This is a genomic window from Lentzea sp. (genome assembly GCF_035525475.1).
Taxonomy (GTDB): Bacteria; Actinomycetota; Actinomycetes; order Mycobacteriales; family Pseudonocardiaceae; genus Lentzea.
The window spans coordinates 24,964-41,699 of record NZ_DATLEC010000024.1; the positions used below are offsets into that span (position 1 = coordinate 24,964).

At 69.4% G+C, this 16,736-nt stretch carries 18 protein-coding genes; 14 read left to right on the forward strand and 4 right to left on the reverse strand.

Going from position 1 to position 16,736, the window contains the following annotated elements:
• Positions 1-81 precede the first annotated feature (81 nt).
• From obgE to VM306_RS02970, 3 genes are read left to right on the forward strand one after another with little or no spacing between them, the layout of a single operon-like run.
• Complete coding sequence (gene obgE, locus VM306_RS02960) at positions 82-1,533, forward strand: GTPase ObgE (RefSeq protein WP_325510644.1); 1,452 nt, start codon at positions 82-84, stop codon at positions 1,531-1,533.
• 4 nt (positions 1,534-1,537) lie between these two features.
• A complete protein-coding gene (gene proB / locus VM306_RS02965) occupies positions 1,538-2,665 on the forward strand; it encodes a glutamate 5-kinase (protein WP_325510645.1) in 1,128 nt (375 codons plus the stop codon).
• Between the two features lie 9 nt (positions 2,666-2,674).
• The gene (locus tag VM306_RS02970) at positions 2,675-3,073 is read left to right on the forward strand and encodes a VOC family protein (protein ID WP_325510646.1); all 399 of its coding nucleotides are present in this window, start codon (positions 2,675-2,677) and stop codon (positions 3,071-3,073) included.
• Here VM306_RS02970 and VM306_RS02975 read toward each other — a convergent pair.
• On the reverse strand, positions 3,036-4,301 hold the full coding sequence (locus VM306_RS02975; RefSeq protein ID WP_325510647.1) for an MFS transporter: 1,266 nt from the start codon (positions 4,299-4,301) through the stop codon (positions 3,036-3,038). The two genes, VM306_RS02970 and VM306_RS02975, sit on opposite strands and share 38 nt — an antisense overlap.
• Before the next feature lie 253 nt (positions 4,302-4,554).
• On the opposite strand from VM306_RS02975, the gene VM306_RS02980 reads away from it, so the two are divergent.
• Positions 4,555-4,926 carry a VOC family protein gene (locus tag VM306_RS02980; protein ID WP_325510648.1) on the forward strand — a complete coding sequence of 124 codons (372 nt, stop codon included), beginning with the start codon at positions 4,555-4,557 and terminating at the stop codon, positions 4,924-4,926.
• On the opposite strand, the gene VM306_RS02985 is transcribed toward VM306_RS02980, so the two are convergent.
• A complete protein-coding gene (locus tag VM306_RS02985; protein ID WP_325510649.1) occupies positions 4,908-5,807 on the reverse strand; it encodes an AraC family transcriptional regulator in 900 nt (299 codons plus the stop codon). The genes VM306_RS02980 and VM306_RS02985 overlap by 19 nt on opposite strands.
• Positions 5,808-5,889: 82 nt before the next feature.
• Here VM306_RS02985 and VM306_RS02990 point away from each other — a divergent pair, with 82 nt between their 5' ends.
• Complete coding sequence (locus VM306_RS02990; RefSeq protein ID WP_325510650.1) at positions 5,890-6,300, forward strand: DUF1772 domain-containing protein; 411 nt, start codon at positions 5,890-5,892, stop codon at positions 6,298-6,300.
• Here the strand turns inward: VM306_RS02990 and VM306_RS02995 are convergent.
• Together VM306_RS02995 and VM306_RS03000 are read right to left on the reverse strand one after the other, a co-directional pair.
• Positions 6,278-7,462 carry a cytochrome P450 gene (locus tag VM306_RS02995; RefSeq protein WP_325510651.1) on the reverse strand — a complete coding sequence of 395 codons (1,185 nt, stop codon included), beginning with the start codon at positions 7,460-7,462 and terminating at the stop codon, positions 6,278-6,280. The genes VM306_RS02990 and VM306_RS02995 overlap by 23 nt on opposite strands.
• 75 nt (positions 7,463-7,537) lie before the next feature.
• Entirely contained in the window at positions 7,538-9,622 is a 2,085-nt protein-coding gene (locus tag VM306_RS03000) for a RecQ family ATP-dependent DNA helicase (protein WP_325510652.1), read from the reverse strand.
• Positions 9,623-9,728: 106 nt separating this feature from the next.
• On the opposite strand from VM306_RS03000, the gene VM306_RS03005 reads away from it, so the two are divergent.
• From VM306_RS03005 to VM306_RS03045, 9 genes are all read left to right on the forward strand, one after another.
• Complete coding sequence (locus tag VM306_RS03005; RefSeq protein WP_325510653.1) at positions 9,729-10,994, forward strand: glutamate-5-semialdehyde dehydrogenase; 1,266 nt, start codon at positions 9,729-9,731, stop codon at positions 10,992-10,994.
• Between the two features lie 16 nt (positions 10,995-11,010).
• Positions 11,011-12,180 (forward strand): cytochrome P450, encoded by a 1,170-nt coding sequence (locus VM306_RS03010; RefSeq protein ID WP_325510654.1) that lies wholly within the window; start codon positions 11,011-11,013, stop codon positions 12,178-12,180.
• 179 nt (positions 12,181-12,359) lie between these two features.
• Positions 12,360-12,941 (forward strand): nicotinate-nucleotide adenylyltransferase, encoded by a 582-nt coding sequence (gene nadD, locus VM306_RS03015; protein ID WP_325510655.1) that lies wholly within the window; start codon positions 12,360-12,362, stop codon positions 12,939-12,941.
• Between the two features lie 85 nt (positions 12,942-13,026).
• On the forward strand, positions 13,027-13,230 hold the full coding sequence (gene cspE, locus VM306_RS03020) for a transcription antiterminator/RNA stability regulator CspE (protein WP_030468099.1): 204 nt from the start codon (positions 13,027-13,029) through the stop codon (positions 13,228-13,230).
• A 142-nt stretch (positions 13,231-13,372) separates the two neighbouring features.
• Positions 13,373-13,756 carry a ribosome silencing factor gene (gene rsfS / locus VM306_RS03025; protein WP_045316502.1) on the forward strand — a complete coding sequence of 128 codons (384 nt, stop codon included), beginning with the start codon at positions 13,373-13,375 and terminating at the stop codon, positions 13,754-13,756.
• Positions 13,757-13,764: 8 nt separating this feature from the next.
• Positions 13,765-14,370, forward strand: a complete 606-nt coding sequence (locus tag VM306_RS03030) for a histidine phosphatase family protein (RefSeq protein ID WP_325510656.1) — start codon at positions 13,765-13,767, stop codon at positions 14,368-14,370.
• Positions 14,331-15,080 (forward strand): diglucosylglycerate octanoyltransferase, encoded by a 750-nt coding sequence (octT, locus tag VM306_RS03035; RefSeq protein ID WP_325510657.1) that lies wholly within the window; start codon positions 14,331-14,333, stop codon positions 15,078-15,080. Before VM306_RS03030 ends, octT begins: the two co-directional genes overlap by 40 nt.
• Positions 15,081-15,100: 20 nt before the next feature.
• Positions 15,101-15,994, forward strand: coding sequence for a DegV family protein (locus VM306_RS03040; RefSeq protein ID WP_325510658.1), 894 nt, complete (start codon positions 15,101-15,103; stop codon positions 15,992-15,994).
• Between the two features lie 87 nt (positions 15,995-16,081).
• Positions 16,082-16,736, forward strand: a 655-nt coding sequence (locus VM306_RS03045; RefSeq protein ID WP_325510659.1) for a ComEA family DNA-binding protein, incomplete at its 3' end; no start/stop codon positions are given.

The window sequence follows — 16,736 nt, forward strand, 5'->3', positions numbered from 1 at the left end:
TAGACCTCGACGAGGGGCGGGACCGGTCATCCGGCACCGCCCCTCGTTGCTTGTTCCAGTCTTTTGAGAGGAAGTAGTTCCGTGGCCCGCTTCGTAGACCGGGTGGTGATCCACGCTGCCGCCGGCAACGGGGGCAACGGTTGTGCGTCAGTGCACCGCGAGAAGTTCAAGCCGCTCGGCGGCCCGGACGGCGGCAACGGGGGCAGCGGCGGCGACGTCATCCTCGTCGTCGACTCGCAGGTGCACACCCTGCTGGACTTCCACTTCCGCCCGCACGCCGCCGCCACCAACGGCAAGGCGGGCGCGGGAGCGAACCGCGACGGCGCGAACGGCGAGGACCTGATCCTGCGCGTCCCGGACGGCACCGTCGTGCTGACCGAGGACGGCAAGATCGTCGCGGACCTCGTCGGCGAGGGCACCCAGCTGATCGCCGCCGCCGGTGGCCGTGGAGGCCTCGGCAACGCCGCGCTCGCGTCCAAGGCCCGCAAGGCCCCCGGTTTCGCGCTGCTCGGTGAGCCGGGCGAGACGCGCGACCTGGTGCTGGAGCTCAAGTCCGTCGCGGACGTCGGCCTGCTCGGCTTCCCGTCGGCCGGCAAGTCGTCGCTGATCTCGGTGCTGTCCGCGGCCAAGCCGAAGATCGCCGACTACCCGTTCACCACGCTGGTCCCGAACCTCGGCGTGATCACCGCGGGCGACACCGTCTTCACGATGGCGGACGTCCCCGGCCTGATCCCCGGCGCGTCGCAGGGCAAGGGCCTCGGCCTCGACTTCCTGCGCCACATCGAGCGCACCGCCGTTCTCGCGCACGTCGTCGACTGCGCGACGTACGAGCCCGGCCGCGACCCGATCGCGGACATCGACGCGCTGGAGAAGGAGCTCTCGGAGTACACCCCGGCGCTCGGCGGCAACTTCGAGGACCGCCCGCGCGTGGTGATCCTCAACAAGATCGACATCCCGGACGCCCAGGACCTCGCCGACATCGTCCGCCCGGAGATCGAGGCCCGCGGCCTGCCGGTCTTCGAGGTGTCGACCGTGTCCCGCCAGGGCCTGCGCGAGCTGACGTTCAAGCTGGCCGAGGTCGTGCGCGAGTACCGCGAGGCCCAGCCGAAGAAGGAGTCGACCCGGATCGTGCTGCGGCCGACCGCCGTGGACGACGAGGGCTTCACCGTGACCGAGGACCCCTCGGTCGAGGGTGGCTTCATCGTGCGGGGCGACCGCCCCGAGCGCTGGATCCGCCAGACCGACTTCTCCAACGACGAAGCCGTCGGTTACCTCGCGGACCGCCTGAACAGGCTGGGCGTCGAGGACAAGCTCGTGAAGATGGGCGCTGTTCCCGGCTGCCAGGTCACCATCGGCGACCTGGTCTTCGACTGGGAGCCGACGACCCCGGCCGGCATCGCGATGACGATGACCGGACGTGGCACGGACGCCCGCCTCGAGCGCAACGACCGCATCGGCGCCCACGAGCGCAAGGCACTGAAGAAGGCCCGCCGCGCGCCCGGTGACTACGGCGACGACTTCGACGAGGAGTAAATCCGTGACGGCCCCCGTGGTCTCACAAGCTCGGACCGCGATCGCCTCGGCGCATCGCATCGTGGTCAAGGTCGGCTCTTCTTCCTTGACCACGGCGGAAGGTGGCCTCGACCCGGCGCGTCTCGACGCGCTGGTCGACGCCCTCGCCGCCAGGACCGCCGCGGGCAGCCAGGTCGTGCTCGTCTCGTCCGGTGCGATCGCCGCCGGCCTGGCGCCGTTGAGGATCTCCCGGCGACCGCGCGACCTCGCCACCCAGCAGGCCGCGGCGAGCGTGGGCCAGCTGACGCTGGCGCACGCCTACGCGAACTCGTTCGGCCGCTACTCGCTGACCGTCGGCCAGGTGCTGCTGACCGCCGACGACGTGGTGCGCCGCTCGCACTACCGCAACGCCCAGCGCACGTTCGACCGCCTGCTCGCCCTGGGCGCGGTCCCGGTGGTGAACGAGAACGACACCGTCGCCACCGAGGAGATCCGCTTCGGTGACAACGACCGCCTCGCCGCCCTGGTCGCGCACCTGATCGGCGCCGACGCGCTGTTCCTGCTGTCCGACGTGGACGCGCTCTACTCGGGCGACCCGCGCGAACCCGGCGCCGTCCGCATCTCCGAGGTGGCATCAGCGTCCGATGTGGACGGTGTACGCGCCGGAAGCGCCGGTGCGTCCGGCCTCGGCACCGGCGGCATGGCCTCCAAGCTCGCCGCCGCCCGCCTGGCCTCGTCGGCCGGCATCCCGGTGCTGCTCACCGGCGCCACCGAAGCGAGCCGCGCGCTGACCTCCGCCGACGTCGGCACCGCTTTCGCCGCAACGGGTTCACGTCTCACCGCCCGTCGTTTCTGGCTCGGCTACGCGACCGACGCGAACGGCCGCCTGCACCTCGACGACGGTGCGGTGGCCGCGGTGGTCGACAGGCGGCGTTCGCTGCTGTCAGCCGGGATCACCGGCGTCGACGGCGACTTCGAGGCCGGTGACGTCGTGGAGCTGGTGAGCCTGGCGGGCGAGGTCGTGGCCCGCGGCGTGGTCGGCTACGACTCGGCGGAGCTGCCGTCGCTGATCGGCCGCAAGACCCACGACCTGCCGGAGGAGCAGCGTCGCGAGGTCGTGCACGCGGATGACCTGGTGCCGCTGCATCGCTAGGGTCGGGGCATGGCCCGGATGCACGACGTCGTGATCGACTGCGCCCATCCCGCATCGCTCGCCCGGTTCTGGGCGCAGGCACTCGACGACCACGAGATCGCGCCGTACGACGACGCAGAACTGGCCCGGTTGAGCGCCATGGGCGTCGACGACCCCGAGGACGACCCGTCGGTGCTGCTCAACGGGTCGCCGAGGTTCTTCTTCAACCGCGTACCCGAACCGAAGACGGTGAAGAACCGCGTGCACGTCGACCTGTGGTGCGATGACGTCGAGGCCGAGGTGGCACGGCTCGTCGACCTCGGCGCCACGGTGGTGAGCCGCGACGGCATCTGGTTCGTGCTGGCAGACCCGGAAGGCAACGAGTTCTGCCTCAGCTCAACCGAACACCCTTTGTCTCCGGAAGCGTGAGCACCACCAGGAACGTGATCACCGCGCTCACCGCGACGTACCAGAAGAACACGGTCCCGCCGACGGCCTGGATGACCAGCGGCGCGGTGCCCCCGAACAACGCGACCGTCAGGTTGTACCAAGCCCCGATGCCGAGCCCGCGCAGCTCCGTCGGGAACAGCTCGCTCATGATCGCCGGAGCGATCGACGTGATCGCGGTGTAGAGCCCGAGCCCGACGGCGAACACGACCACGAGGTTCGCCAGACCAGGCTTGACGAGGGACGACAACGGCACCACCAGCAAAGCCATCGCCGCCGACCACACGAGCATCTGCGGTTTGCGGCCGTAGCGGTCGGCCACCCACCCCAGCGGGTACTGCAACGCGATGAACACGACCGTGCCGACCGACAACGCCAGGAACACGTCAACGTCGTTGGCGCCCTTGGTCTTCACGGCGAACGGCGTCAGCGCGGAGAAGAACGTGTAGAAGCACAGCGTAGAGAGCAGCGTGATACCAACGAGCTGACCGACAGCCTTCGGATGCTCCTTCACCGTGAGCAGCAATGGATTGCGCAACTTCTCGGCCTTGGCGCGGTTCTCCTCGAACTGGTCCGTCTCCGGCAACTCACGCCGCAGCCACAACCCGACCAGCCCGAGCACACCGCCGATCAGGAACGGCACACGCCAGCCATAGGAGGCCATCGCGGCCTTGTCGAGGTTGCGCGACAGGAAGAACCCGAGCAACGACGCCACCAGCACCGCCGCACCGGTGGAGATGTAGAAGAACGACGAGTAGCGCCCACGATGACTCGGCTTGGCGATCTCCCCGAGGTACGCCGACGCGTTGGACACCTCACCACCGAGCGCCATGCCCTGCGCGATGCGAGCGAGCACCAGCAACAGCGGCGAAAGCCAGCCGACCTGCGCGAACGTCGGCAGCAGCCCGATCACGACGGACCCGCCGGACATCAACGCGATCGTCAGCAACATCGCCGTCCGCCGCCCTTTGACGTCCGCGAACCGCCCGAGCAGATAACCGCCGAGCGGACGGAAGAAGAACGCGAGCGCGAACGTGGCGAACGTGCTCAGCAACGCCGCCGCTTCGTTGCCGCTGGGAAAGATCTGGGTGGCGAAGTAGATGCTGAACGCCGTGTAGATGCCCCAGTCGTACCACTCGACAGCATTGCCGGCCGACGCGGCGACGAGCTTGCGCACGGGCAGTCGATGAGTTTCCGAAGTCACCGCCATGTGGTCACCTTGTCACAGAAAGCGACGATTTGGGACGATCATCGTGACCGACCTACTGACCGGGAAACCGACAAGGACCGCAGGTGCTCGTGCGGAGGCCGTACCTCGAACGGGTGAACCTCGTCCTGATCCACGCCCAGCGCCACCTATCAGATGTCACGAAATCATGGTCACCTTCGCCGCGACAAGAGGAAGGAGCGCACGGGGCGAGCATCAAGCAGGTCCGCCCACCGGCAAGTCCATAATGATCGACATGCGTTCAGTTGCTGTGGTGACGGTGGTCGTCAGGGACTACGACGAGGCGATCCGCTTCTACGTGGACGGACTCGGGTTCACGCTGACCGAGGACGTCCCGCAGGGCGACAAGCGCTGGGTCGTGGTCTCGGCGGACGGAGGCGCGTCGCTGCTGCTGGCCCAAGCGGACACGGACCACGTGGGAGACCAGACCGGCGGCCGCGTCGGGTTCTTCCTCCACACCGACGACTTCGACCGCGACCACGCGCGCATGACGGCGTACGGCGTGAAGTTCCTGGAGACGCCCCGCGACGAGGTCTACGGCCGAGTGGCGGTCTTCGAGGACCTCTACGGCAACCGGTGGGACCTGCTTCAGCCCACCCGCGCCTGACCGGGGGACACCCCGACGACCCGCTTGAACGCACGGCTGAACGCGGCCTCCGACTCGTAGCCGAGCCCGCGGGCGACCTCGCTGACCGTGCTGTCCCGGTTCCGCAGGCGGTTCACCGCCACGTGCATGCGCCACCGCGTCACGTACCGCATGGCCGGCTCGCCGACGAGGTCGGTGAACCGCGCCGCGAACGCCGACCGCGACATCGCGGTCTGATGCGCGAGGCGTTCGACGGTCCACGGCTGCGCGGGGTCGCGGTGGATCAACGCCAGCGCCTGCCCGATCTGCTGGTCCTGCAACGCGCCGAGCCAGCCCGTGCGCGCGGCCGGGTCGTTGGCGAGCCACGAGCGGATCGTCTGGATCACGAGCACGTCCGCGAGCCTGGTGATGACCGCCTCGCCACCGGGGCGCAGAGTCCGGGCCTCGGTCGACATCAGGTCGATCGTGGCGCGCATGTCGTCGGCCTGCCGCACGTGGAGCACGTTCGGCAACACGTCGACCAGGTGCTTGGCGGCCGGGTCGTCGAAGCGGACCGCGCCGCACACGAGATGCGTCACGGCACCACCGCCGCCGTGGTGCAGGATCGCGTAGTTCTCGGTCTCGAACGTCTGCGGCAGCGTCGTGACCAGCGGCGATTCCGCGTCCCCGTGGAAGAGCCGGTGGCCTTGGCCGCCGGGCACGAGCAGCACGTCGCCGGGTTCGAGCACGGTGACGGCGCCGTCGACCTCGACGTCGCAGCGGCCGCTCGTGAGGACGTGGAACCACAGGCAGTCCGTCATGTCGGGCATCGTGAGGCCCCACGGCTCGCTGAGCTCGGTGCGGCAATAGAAGGTGCCGGACATCCTCAACAGGTGCAGTGCCTCGCCCAGCGCGTCCGTCATGCCGTTGATTCTGGACGAACGAGCAAGTCTGCGCGATGAACTGTCATTGAGAGTCCTGAGCGGGGACGTCAGAGTTGGCGGCATGGGGACAACGACGCTGATCGCAGCCACCGCTTCCGGTCTGATGACCGGCCTGTTCTTCGCCTTCTCCGCCGCGGTGATGCCGGGCCTCGCGGACCTGACGCCGGAGCACGCCCGCGCGGCCATGCACCGGATCAACGTGCGCATCCAGAACCCGCTGTTCCTGCTGGTGTTCCTCGGCAACGCCGTGCTGTGCGGCGTCGAGGTGTTCCAGGGCCGGGTCGTGGGCGGCTTGCTCTACATCATCGGGGCGTTCCTGCTGACGATGGTCGTCAACGTGCCGATGAACAACCGTCTTGAACGAACCGACGACTTCTACTGGCCCGAGTACCTGCGCAAGTGGACGCTCTGGAACCACGTGCGCGGCCTTGCGTGCCTCGGGTCGACCGTCACCCTGATGCTCGGATTTTGAGGCCGTGCTTGGGACGCATCGCGGCGATGCCCGTCGGCGTGACGCGCTGGCGGAGAAGCTCCGGTTTCGGCCGTCGCAGCAACGCTTTCAGCATCACGGTCAGCTCGGTCGTGGCGAGCCCGGCGCCGATGCAGCGGTGCGGACCGCCGCCGAACGGCAGGAACTCGTGCGGCGCGGGCTTGCGTTCCCACCGGTCGGGGTCGAACCGCAGCGGATCCGGCCACACCTCGGCCAGCCGATGCGTGACGTACGGGCTGTACAGCAGGAACGTCCCCTGCTTGACCTTCTTCCCCGCCAGCTCGAACGGCTGCGCCGCGACCCGCGCCGAGACCGCCGCCGGCGGGTACAGCCGCAGGGTCTCGTTGACGACGTTGGCCAGGTAGTCGTCGTCCTCCTGCGCGCGTTCCCATACTCCGTTGTGCCGCAACAGATTGAAGACCGCCCACGCCATCGCGGCACTGGTCGTCTCGTACCCGGCCGCGATCAGCGTGACGACCTGGTCGCGCACCTCCAGATCGCTCAACTCGTTGCCCTGCACGAGAGAGACGAGCACGTCACCGGTCGTCTTGCCTTGCCGCGCTTCCGCGATCGCCTGGTAGACCCGCGCGTCCACGGCCCGGCGTGCCCTCATCGCGTTGCGCCAGGCCGGTGCCTTGGTCCGCCGCAGCCACGTGATCACCGCCGGGTTGCGGTCGATCAGGTTGATCAGCAGCTGCAGGTGCGCGCCGAAGAAGTCCGCGTCCCGCGCCAGGTCGTCGCCGAACAACGCGTGGATCGTGCTGCGCCGGATCGCCCTCCGGAACTCCTGGTAGACGTCGAGCTCCTGCCCCGGCCGCCACGCGTCGAGCGCCGCCTCCGCGTTGGCCTCCATCACCGGCACGTAGTTCGCGATTTGCCGATGTACCAACGCCGGCTGCACGAGCCGCCGCCGTCGCCTGTGGTCCTCACCGTCGCTGACGATCAACGACGTGGGACCGTCCACCGGCACCAGCGACTGGAACGCGCGCTCCACCTCGAACAGCTCGGCGTGCGCGAACAGGAACCGGTTCGCCTCCGGCCCGAGCAGGTAGGTGTACGGGCCCACCCGCACGACCGGCCCGAACCGCCGGTACAGGACGGAGAGAAGATCGGCCTGCCGGAACCGCACGACGTCCGGAATCATGACCAGGACAGTGCCACACCGCACCGGGCAACGGGCCGGAACGACCGACGAGATCTCCACCCGTACGCGGGATCCTCAGTTCGTCACCGCCAACGCGAACGGCAGGACCGCGGGCACCCCCTCCTTCCTGAGCATGCGAGCCGCCACTGTCATCGTCCACCCGGTGTCGATGTGGTCGTCCACCAGCAGAACCGGACCGTCCACACCGGACAGGTCCGGCACCTCGCCCGACCGCACGAGCCCGGCCAGCCGTTGAGCGGAGTTGGCCCGGTGCGTCGACTCACCGAGCCAGACGGTGCCGAGCAACGGCAACCGCCCGATCGACGCGATCTTCTGACCGAAGCTGCCCACCAGCTCCGGCCGCCGCCGGGAACCGACCGTCACCACGCCTACCGGCCGGTCGTCCCAGCCCCATGCCGACAGCACCTTCACGCACGCCGCGAACACGTCGTCCGGGATCTCCCGGTCCGGGGAGTCCCCGAGCAGGTCGCGCAGCCGGTTGCCCCAGCCGATGTCGGTGAGCCTGCCCAGCGCCCGCCCGGTGGCCGCCACCTCGGCCGCCGGGATCTTGCCGGACAGCGGCACCCCGATCGCGGCCATGCCCGTCGGCCACATCTTGCGCGGCGCCACGTCGAGACCGGGACGCAGCAGCCGTTCGCGCGCCGCCTCCGCCGCGACCTCCGACACCTCCACCGACAACCGCTCGCCCGTGCAGTTGTCGCACCTCCCGCACTCGTGCGAGCTCGGGTCGTCGAGCTGGTCCTGCAGGAACTTCATCCGGCACTCGGACGTCCTCTGGTACTCGATCATCACCTGCTGCTCGGCCCTGCGCGCCTCCGCGATGCGCGCGTACCGTTCGCCGTCGTACTCCCACGGCCGCCCGGTCGACTCCCAGCCACCACGCACCCGCCGCACCGCGCCGTCGACGTCCAGCACCTTCAGCACGACCTCGAGCCGCCCGCGCGACAGCTCGACCATCGGCTCCAGCGCCGCCGTCGACAGCGGCCGGCCGGCACCGCCGAGCGCGGACAGCACCTGCCGCACCACGGTCTCGGCCGGGAAGGCCAAGGACGCGAAGTACGCCCAGATGTCCCTGTCCTCGTGACCCGGCAGCAGCACGACCTCGGCGCGTTCGACGCCACGGCCCGCACGGCCGATCTGCTGGTAGTACGCGATCGGGGAGGACGGCGCGCCGACGTGGACGACGAACCCCAGGTCCGGCTTGTCGAACCCCATGCCCAGCGCGGACGTGGCGACGAGCGCCTTGACCCGGTTGTCGAGCAGGTCCTCCTCGGCCCGTTCGCGCTCGGCGGACTCGGTCTTGCCCGAGTACGCGGCCACCGCGAAGCCGCGCGAGGACAGGAACGCCGCGATGTCGTCCGCCGCCGCGACCGTGAGCGTGTAGATGATCCCGGAACCCGGCAGCCGGTCGAGCTGCTCGGCCAGCCACCCGAGACGTGCTTCCGCGGTGGGCAGCATCGCGACCGACAGGCGCAGGCTGTCGCGGTCGAGCGGCCCGCGCAGCACCAGCGTGCCCTCCTCGGCACCGAGCCCGAGCTGTTCGGTGACGTCGTGGACCACGCGGTCGTTGGCCGTGGCCGTCGTCGCCAGCACCGGCACGCCCGGCGGCAGCTCCGTCAGCAACGTCCGCAGCCTGCGGTAGTCCGGCCGGAAGTCGTGGCCCCAGTCCGAGATGCAATGCGCCTCGTCGACGACGAGCATGCCCGCCGACGCCGTCAGAGCGGGGAGCACCGCGTCCCGGAAATCGGGGTTGTTCAAACGCTCCGGACTCACCAGGAGCACGTCGACCTCACCGGCCGTCACCTGCTCCTGCACGGCGTCCCACTCGGTGGTGTTCGCCGAGTTGATCGTCACCGCGTGCACTCCCGCCCGCGCCGCGGCGTCGACCTGGTTGCGCATCAACGCGAGCAGCGGCGACACGATGACCGTCGGTCCTTCACCGAGCTGGCGCAGCAACGCCGTCGCGATGAAGTACACGGCCGACTTGCCCCAGCCGGTGCGCTGGACGACGAGAGCCCTGCGGCGCTGCGCCACGAGGGTGTGGATCGCCGTCCACTGGTCCTCGCGCAGCACCGCCTCCGGGCCCGCCAGTGCCCGGAGCCGTTCCTCCGCCAGTTCTCGCAACGCGATGTCGTCCATGAGGAGCAAGCTTGCCAGGGAGGTCCGACAGTTTTCGACGCCGCTGCTTCTCAGCCCCCGGAAACCGGTTCTCGGGCGGGCATCCACAGGTCGTAATGTGTGAAGGGTGACTGACGACCTGCGCGACCAGGTACATGCGGCGGCCCGCCGCGCCCGAGTCGCCGCCGACGAACTAGTCCTCGCCACCCGTGAGCGCAAGGACGCCGCGCTGCACGAGATGGCCGCCGCTCTCCGCAGCCGCGCGCCGGAGATCATCGAGGCCAACCGGAAGGACCTCGAAGCAGGCGGGGCAGCGGGTCTCCCAGCGGGCATCCTCGACCGTCTCAAGCTCGACGAAGCCAGGGTCGAAGGCATCGCCAAGGCCCTGGAAACCGTTGCGGTGCAGGCAGATCCGGTCGGTGAGGTCCTGCGCGGCAGCACGTTGCCGAACGGGCTCGAACTGAAGCAGGTCCGCGTCCCGATGGGCGTCGTCGGCATGGTCTACGAGGCTCGCCCGAACGTCACGGTCGACGCCGCCGGCCTCGCGCTGAAGTCGGGCAACGCCGCTCTGCTGCGGGGTTCCTCGACCGCGGAGCACTCCAACACCACGCTCGTCGCCATCTTGCGCGACGCACTCGAAAGCGTGAACTTGCCGGCCGACTGCGTGCAGTTGCTGCCGTGCCACGACCGCGCGTCCGTCACGCACCTCATCACCGCGCGCGGCCTCGTCGACCTGGTGATCCCGCGCGGTGGCGCCGGTCTGATCAACGCCGTCGTCGAGCAGGCCACCGTTCCCACGATCGAGACCGGTGTCGGCAACTGCCACGTCTACGTCGACGCGAACGCCGACCTCGACATGGCCGAGGCCATCGTCCTCAACGCCAAGACGCGACGCACGAGCGTGTGCAACGCGGCGGAGTCCCTCCTGGTGCACAAGGACGTGGCGGCGGAGTTCGTCCCGCGCGTCACCAAGGCGTTGCAGCAGGAGAACGTGACCATTCACGGCGACGAGCAGTTCGCGCAGCAGTCGGACGTCATCGCCGCGACGGACGACGACTGGGGCACGGAGTACCTGAGCCTCGACATCGCCGCGAAGGTCGTCGACTCGCTGGACGAGGCCGTGAAGCACATCGCGACGTACGGATCGGGCCACAGCGAGGCCATCGTGACGAACGACGTCGCGGCAGCACGCAAGTTCACGGCCCGTGTGGACGCCGCGGCGGTGTTCGTCAACGCCTCCACGGCCTTCACTGACGGCGCGGAGTTCGGCATGGGCGCGGAGATCGGCATCTCCACGCAAAAGCTGCACGCGCGTGGTCCGATGGGCCTATCCGAGCTGACGTCCTCGAAATGGGTCGTCTGGGGCGAAGGACACACACGGCCCAAGGCGTAGCTCTACGTTCGGAGTCATGGCTCCCACGTACCCGTTCTCCGAGACTGACGGCCTGACCCTCGACCCGACCTACGAACGCTTACGGCGCGATGAGCCTGTCTCGCGCGTGAAGTACCCGTACGGCGGCGAGGGTTGGCTCGTCACGACCTACGAAGAGACGAAGTTCGTCCTCGGCGACTCGAGGTTCAGCCGCGCGAGGACCGTCGGCCAGGACGTGCCGAGGATGCAGCCGCTCATCGCACCGGGCGGCTCCATCCTCACCCACGACGGCGCTGACCACTCGCGCATGCGCCGACTGGTGTCCAAGGCGTTCACCGTGCGGCGCATCGAGGAGCTGCGGCCGCGCGCCCAGCAGATCACCGACGAGCTGCTCGACCGCCTCGACAACCCCGGTGACCTCGTCGAGGGCTTCAGCATGCCGTTCCCGATCACGGTCATCTGCGAGCTGCTCGGCGTGCCGTTCGAGGACCGCGAGGACTTCCGCATGTGGTCGAACCAGGTGCTTTCGACGGTCGGCGGCCACACGCCCGAAGAGGCGATGCACGGCATGATGAAGCTCCACGCCTACTTCACCGAACTCGTCGCCAAGCGCCGTGTGAACCCCACGGACGATCTGATGGGCGCGCTCGTCATCGCACGGGACAACGACGACAGACTGAGCGAGGAAGAGCTCGTCCGGTTCGGCATCACGTTGCTGGTCGCGGGTCACGAGACGACGGCGAACATGATCGCCAACAGCGTCGTGACGCTGTTCGAGCACCCGGACGAGATGAAGCGCCTGCACGAGGACCCGCGGAAGCTGCCGAACGCCGTCGAGGAGCTTCTGCGCTACATCCCGCTGGGCAGCGGCGCCGGCTTCACCCGCATCGCCACCGAGGACGTCCAGGTCGGCAACGCGCTGGTCAAGGAAGGCGACGCCGTGCTGGTGGTCGCGTCGTCGGCGAACCGCGACGCGACCGCGTACCCGAACGCCGACGAGCTGGACCTGGGCCGCGAGGTCGGCCAGCACCTGCAGTTCGGCCACGGCATCCACTTCTGCCTGGGTTCCCAGCTCGCGCGGATGGAACTGCAGGTCGCGCTGGGCACGCTGGTGCGCCGCATGCCCGGTCTGCGGCTCGCCGAACCCGTCGAGTTCCGCAAGAGCTCGCTGGTCAGGGGTCCTGTGAAGCTCGTGGTGGCCTGGTAGGAAAAATCATGGCCTGGCCGCGTAAGGGGGACCGGCGGAGCGCGTTCCTCCAGTGCGCGGCTCTGCTTCGGGGTGGGCCGCGCGCCGAACGGCCCGTCCTCCCCCTGGACCGTGCGGTGTGATCAGCACGACCGGCGCTGGGCCTCGGGAGCGGCGCAGCGCCGGTCTACGCTGTTTCGATGCGGATCGGCGTCATGGGCGGCACGTTCGACCCCGTCCACCACGGTCACCTCGTGGCCGCCAGCGAGGTGCAGGACAGGTTCGACCTGGACCGCGTGATCTTCGTGCCTACGGGTCAGCCCTGGCAGAAGTCGTCGCGGGAGGTCTCGCCCGCCGAGGACCGCTACCTGATGACGGTCATCGCCACCGCGTCCAACCCCAGGTTCTCGGTCAGCCGCGTCGACATCGACCGCGAGGGCCCCACGTACACCGTGGACACGCTCACGGACCTCAAGAAGCAGTACCCGGACGCCGACCTGTTCTTCATCACCGGTGCCGACGCGCTGGAGCAGATCCTGTCGTGGAAGCGCGCCGCGGACGCGTTCGAGCTGGCCCACTTCATCGGGGTCACCCGTCCGGGTTACACGCTGAACGCCCGCCACCTGCCGCCGGGAGCCGTGTCGCTCGTCGAGATCCCCGCCATGGCCATCTCTTCGACCGGATGCCGCGCACGTACTGCATCTGGACAACCCGTTTGGTACCTGGTGCCGGACGGTGTCGTCCAATACATCGCGAAAACGGGCCTGTACTCCGAGTCGTAACCACGTTCGAGTGGATTTTGCGTGCATCCGAGCGCGCGGGAGGCAACAATCAGCGGGTTGTTGCTGGTTCGTGGAAGGCAAGACTTTGGCTACAGGCACCGTGAAGTGGTTCAACGCTGAAAAGGGCTTCGGCTTCATCGCGCCCGACGACGGCTCGGCAGACGTCTTCGTGCACTACTCGGAGATCCAGTCCAAGGGTTTCCGCTCGCTCGAGGAGAACCAGAAGGTCGAGTTCGAGGTCGGACAGGGCCAGAAGGGGCCGCAGGCCCAGCAGGTCCGCCCGCTCTAAGCTCCGGCGCAGGTGAAGGCCACCTCAGGGCGCTGAGGTGGCCTTCGTCATGCCTGGGCGCGCAGTAGCCGTTTGGCACTCGCCGGTACCCTCAGTAACTCGTGTGGGCGTATCGACGCGCACCGGAAGTCAGAGGAGTGACGTGGCAGCCACCGACGAGGCACGACGGCTGGCGCTGGTCGCGGCGAACGCAGCGGCCGACAAGAAGGCGCACGACGTGACGGTGCTCGACGTCTCCGACCAGCTCGTGATCACGGATGTCTTCGTGATCGCGTCCGCTCCCAACGAGCGGCAGGTCGGCGCGATCGTCGACAACATCGAGGAGAAGCTGCGGGAGGCCGGCACGAAGCCGGTGCGCCGCGAAGGGGCCCGTGAGGGCCGGTGGGTCCTGCTGGACTTCGTGGACGTCGTGGTGCACGTCCAGCACACGGAGGAGCGCAGCTTCTACGGCCTGGAACGGCTGTGGAAGGACTGCCCGCGCATCGAGTTCGAAGCGGACGTCCCCGCCGACTCCACGGCTGAATGAGGTAGCTGATGGCCCTGAGCCGGCTCGTGCTGTGGCGGCACGGTGAGACCGACTACAACGCGACAGGTCGTCTGCAGGGTCATCTGGACTCGGCTCTCACCGAGACCGGCTTGAACCAGGCCCGCTTCGCCGTGCCGGTGCTCGCCGGCTTCGAGCCGGAGGTCGTCGTGGCCTCCGATCTGCAACGCGCGCGTGAGACCGCGAAGGTGTTCACGACGTCCGCGGACGTGCCGTTGCGGATCGACGAACGGCTGCGCGAGACCCACCTGGGCAAGTGGCAGGGGCTGAACCTGGCCGAGGTCGAGCAGGAGTGGCCGGGGGCCGTCCGGGTGTGGCGCACCGACCCGACCTACACGCCGCCGGACGGTGAGTCGCGCGTCGACGTGGCCGAACGGGCCATCCGGGTCGTGCACGAGGTGGACGCGGAGTTCTCCGAGACCGTCCTGCTGTGCGCGCACGGTGGCCTGATCAGCGCTTTGACGGGCCGGCTGCTCGGTCTGCCGGTGGAGAACTGGTCGCAGCTCGGCGGCATCTCGAACTGCCACTGGACCGTCTTCACCCGGCGCAACGACCAGTGGCGGCTGACGTCGTACAACGCGGGCACCACGCGTTGAGGCTGCTGGTCCTCGGCGACTCGCTGTCGTTCTTCGGGCCGTCCGGACCGCTGCCCGCTGATCACCCGCGGCTGTGGCACAACATCTGTGCCGCCGAGCTGGGTGGTTCGGCGGAGCTGGCGGCCGGGTTCGGGTGGACGGCCAGGGACGCCTGGTGGGCGTTGACCGGGGACCCGCGCATCTGGTCGTTGCTGCCGCGTACGGACGTGCTGGTGTTCGCGGTCGGCAGCATGGACACGCTGCCCTCGCCGTTGCCCACGTACCTGCGCGAGGGGCTGCGTTATGTGCGGCCGGACTGGCTGCGGCGTTGGGTGCGTGCGCGCTATCAGGACGTGCAACCGCGGCTGGCGCCCTACACGCGTGCGTCGTTGCCGCCTGCGCTGACGGCGCGGTATCTGCGGGACATGTTGCAGTCGGTGCGCAATCTCCAGTACACGATGCCGGCGGTCGGCATCGTGCCGTCCGTGCACCGTGCGCCGACTTACGCGTATGCACACCAGGGCCACAGGGCTGCGGTGGCGGCTGTGCGCGGGTGGGCCGGGCGTGCGGGAGTGCCGTTGCTCGACCTGCCCGCCGTGATCGGTGAGCACGTGCGGTCGGGCGCCGGAAACCCCGACGGGATGCATTGGGGCTGGGAGGGCCACGAGCTCGTGGGCAAGGCGATGGCCGCTCTCATCTCGTCCGTGGCGATGAGCGCCTCGGAGGAGTGAGCACCGTAGGCTCGTCGCTCGTGCGCATCTCCATCGTCACCGACTCCACGGCTTACCTGCCCGAGGGGTTCGCGAAGCGCCATTCGATCACCGTGGTGCCGCTGCACGTGGCGGTGGACGGTGCCGGACGCCTCGACGGCGTCGACTTCGGCCCGTCCGAGCTGGCAGGTGCCCTCAGCGAGCACCGTCGCGTGACCACATCGCGTCCCACGCCTGGCGAGATGGCTGACGTGTACCGCGAGGTGCTGTCGTCGTCCGATGCGGTCGTGTCCATCCATCTCTCTCGTGAGCTATCTGGCACATGGGAGGCCGCACGGCTGGCGGCTGAGGAGGTCGACCCCTCCCGCATCCGCGTGGTCGACTCGCGCTCGACGGGCATGGGGCTTGGGTTCACAGTCCTGCGGACCTGTGCGGCCGTCGCTGGCGGGCGCTCACACGCCGAGGCGGAGGAGGCCGCGAACGCCGCGGCTCAGCAGACCCGGATGTTCTTCTGCCTCGAGACGCTGGACCACCTGCGCCGAGGTGGCCGGATCGGCACGACGGCGGCGCTGGTGGGGACCGCGCTGGCCGTGAAACCGTTGCTGCACATGGAAGACGGCCGGATCGTGCCGCTGGAGAAGGTCCGCACGATGAGCCGGGCCGTGGGCCGCCTGGTCGACCTGGCGGCAGCCGCGGCGGGCGACGGCCCGGTGGGCCTGGCCGTGCACCACCTGGCCGCTCCCGAACGCGCCGCCGAACTGGCTACGCGCCTCGACGAACGCCTGCCGGGCTCGACGGGGTGCGTGATCTCCGAGGTCGGCGCGGTGATCGGCGCCCACACTGGCCCAGGAGTGCTGGGCGTGGTGGTGCTGCCGGGAGGGCCCGACATCCTCCCACAGACCCCCGACAATTCCGGGCTCCCCAGCCCTGAGTGATCGCGACCTGTCCACAACCCGCGAGTAATCCACAGCCCCGGAGCAACCCCGGCCACCCCGCCTACCCCGCTCCGTAGCCTCGCTCACATGCTCCCCCGCCCCCACCAGGACGACAGCCCGAGCGAGCGCCTGGCCGCCCTGGCCGCACGGGTCCGCGCCGACCCGACCCTGGTCTACGCCCGCTCCGAAGACTCCGACGAACACGGCACACCCCGCCGCCGTTTCCGCCTCCCGCGTCTCCCGCGCCGAGGCCTGCTGGCCCTGGGCATCGCCGTCGCCTGCACCGTGATCGGCCTGGGCAGCTGGTGGCAGAGCCCGGCGGCGGAAGAGTCCCCGGCCCTGGCCCTGGTGAGCACCACCGCCCCCGCCCCGGAACTGGTCGTGAACGTGATCGGCGAGGTAGCCAGCCCGGGTCTGGTGACGGTCACCTCCGGCGCCCGAGTGGCCGACGCCCTCCGTCTGGCGGGCGGGTCCAAACCGGGCATCGACCTCCAAGGCCTGAACCTGGCCCGCAAACTCACCGACGGCGAACAACTGGCCGTGGGCATCCCACCTCCGGCCCCGCCCGCCGCCATCCCGTCCAAGCTGGACCTGAACGCGGCCACGGCCTCCGAACTGGACGCCCTGCCCGGCGTAGGCCCGGTGACAGCGCAACGCATCGTCGACCACCGCACTCGCAAGGGCCCGTTCGCCTCGGTGGACCAACTCCGCGAGGTGGAAGGCATAGGCGACTCCAAGCTGG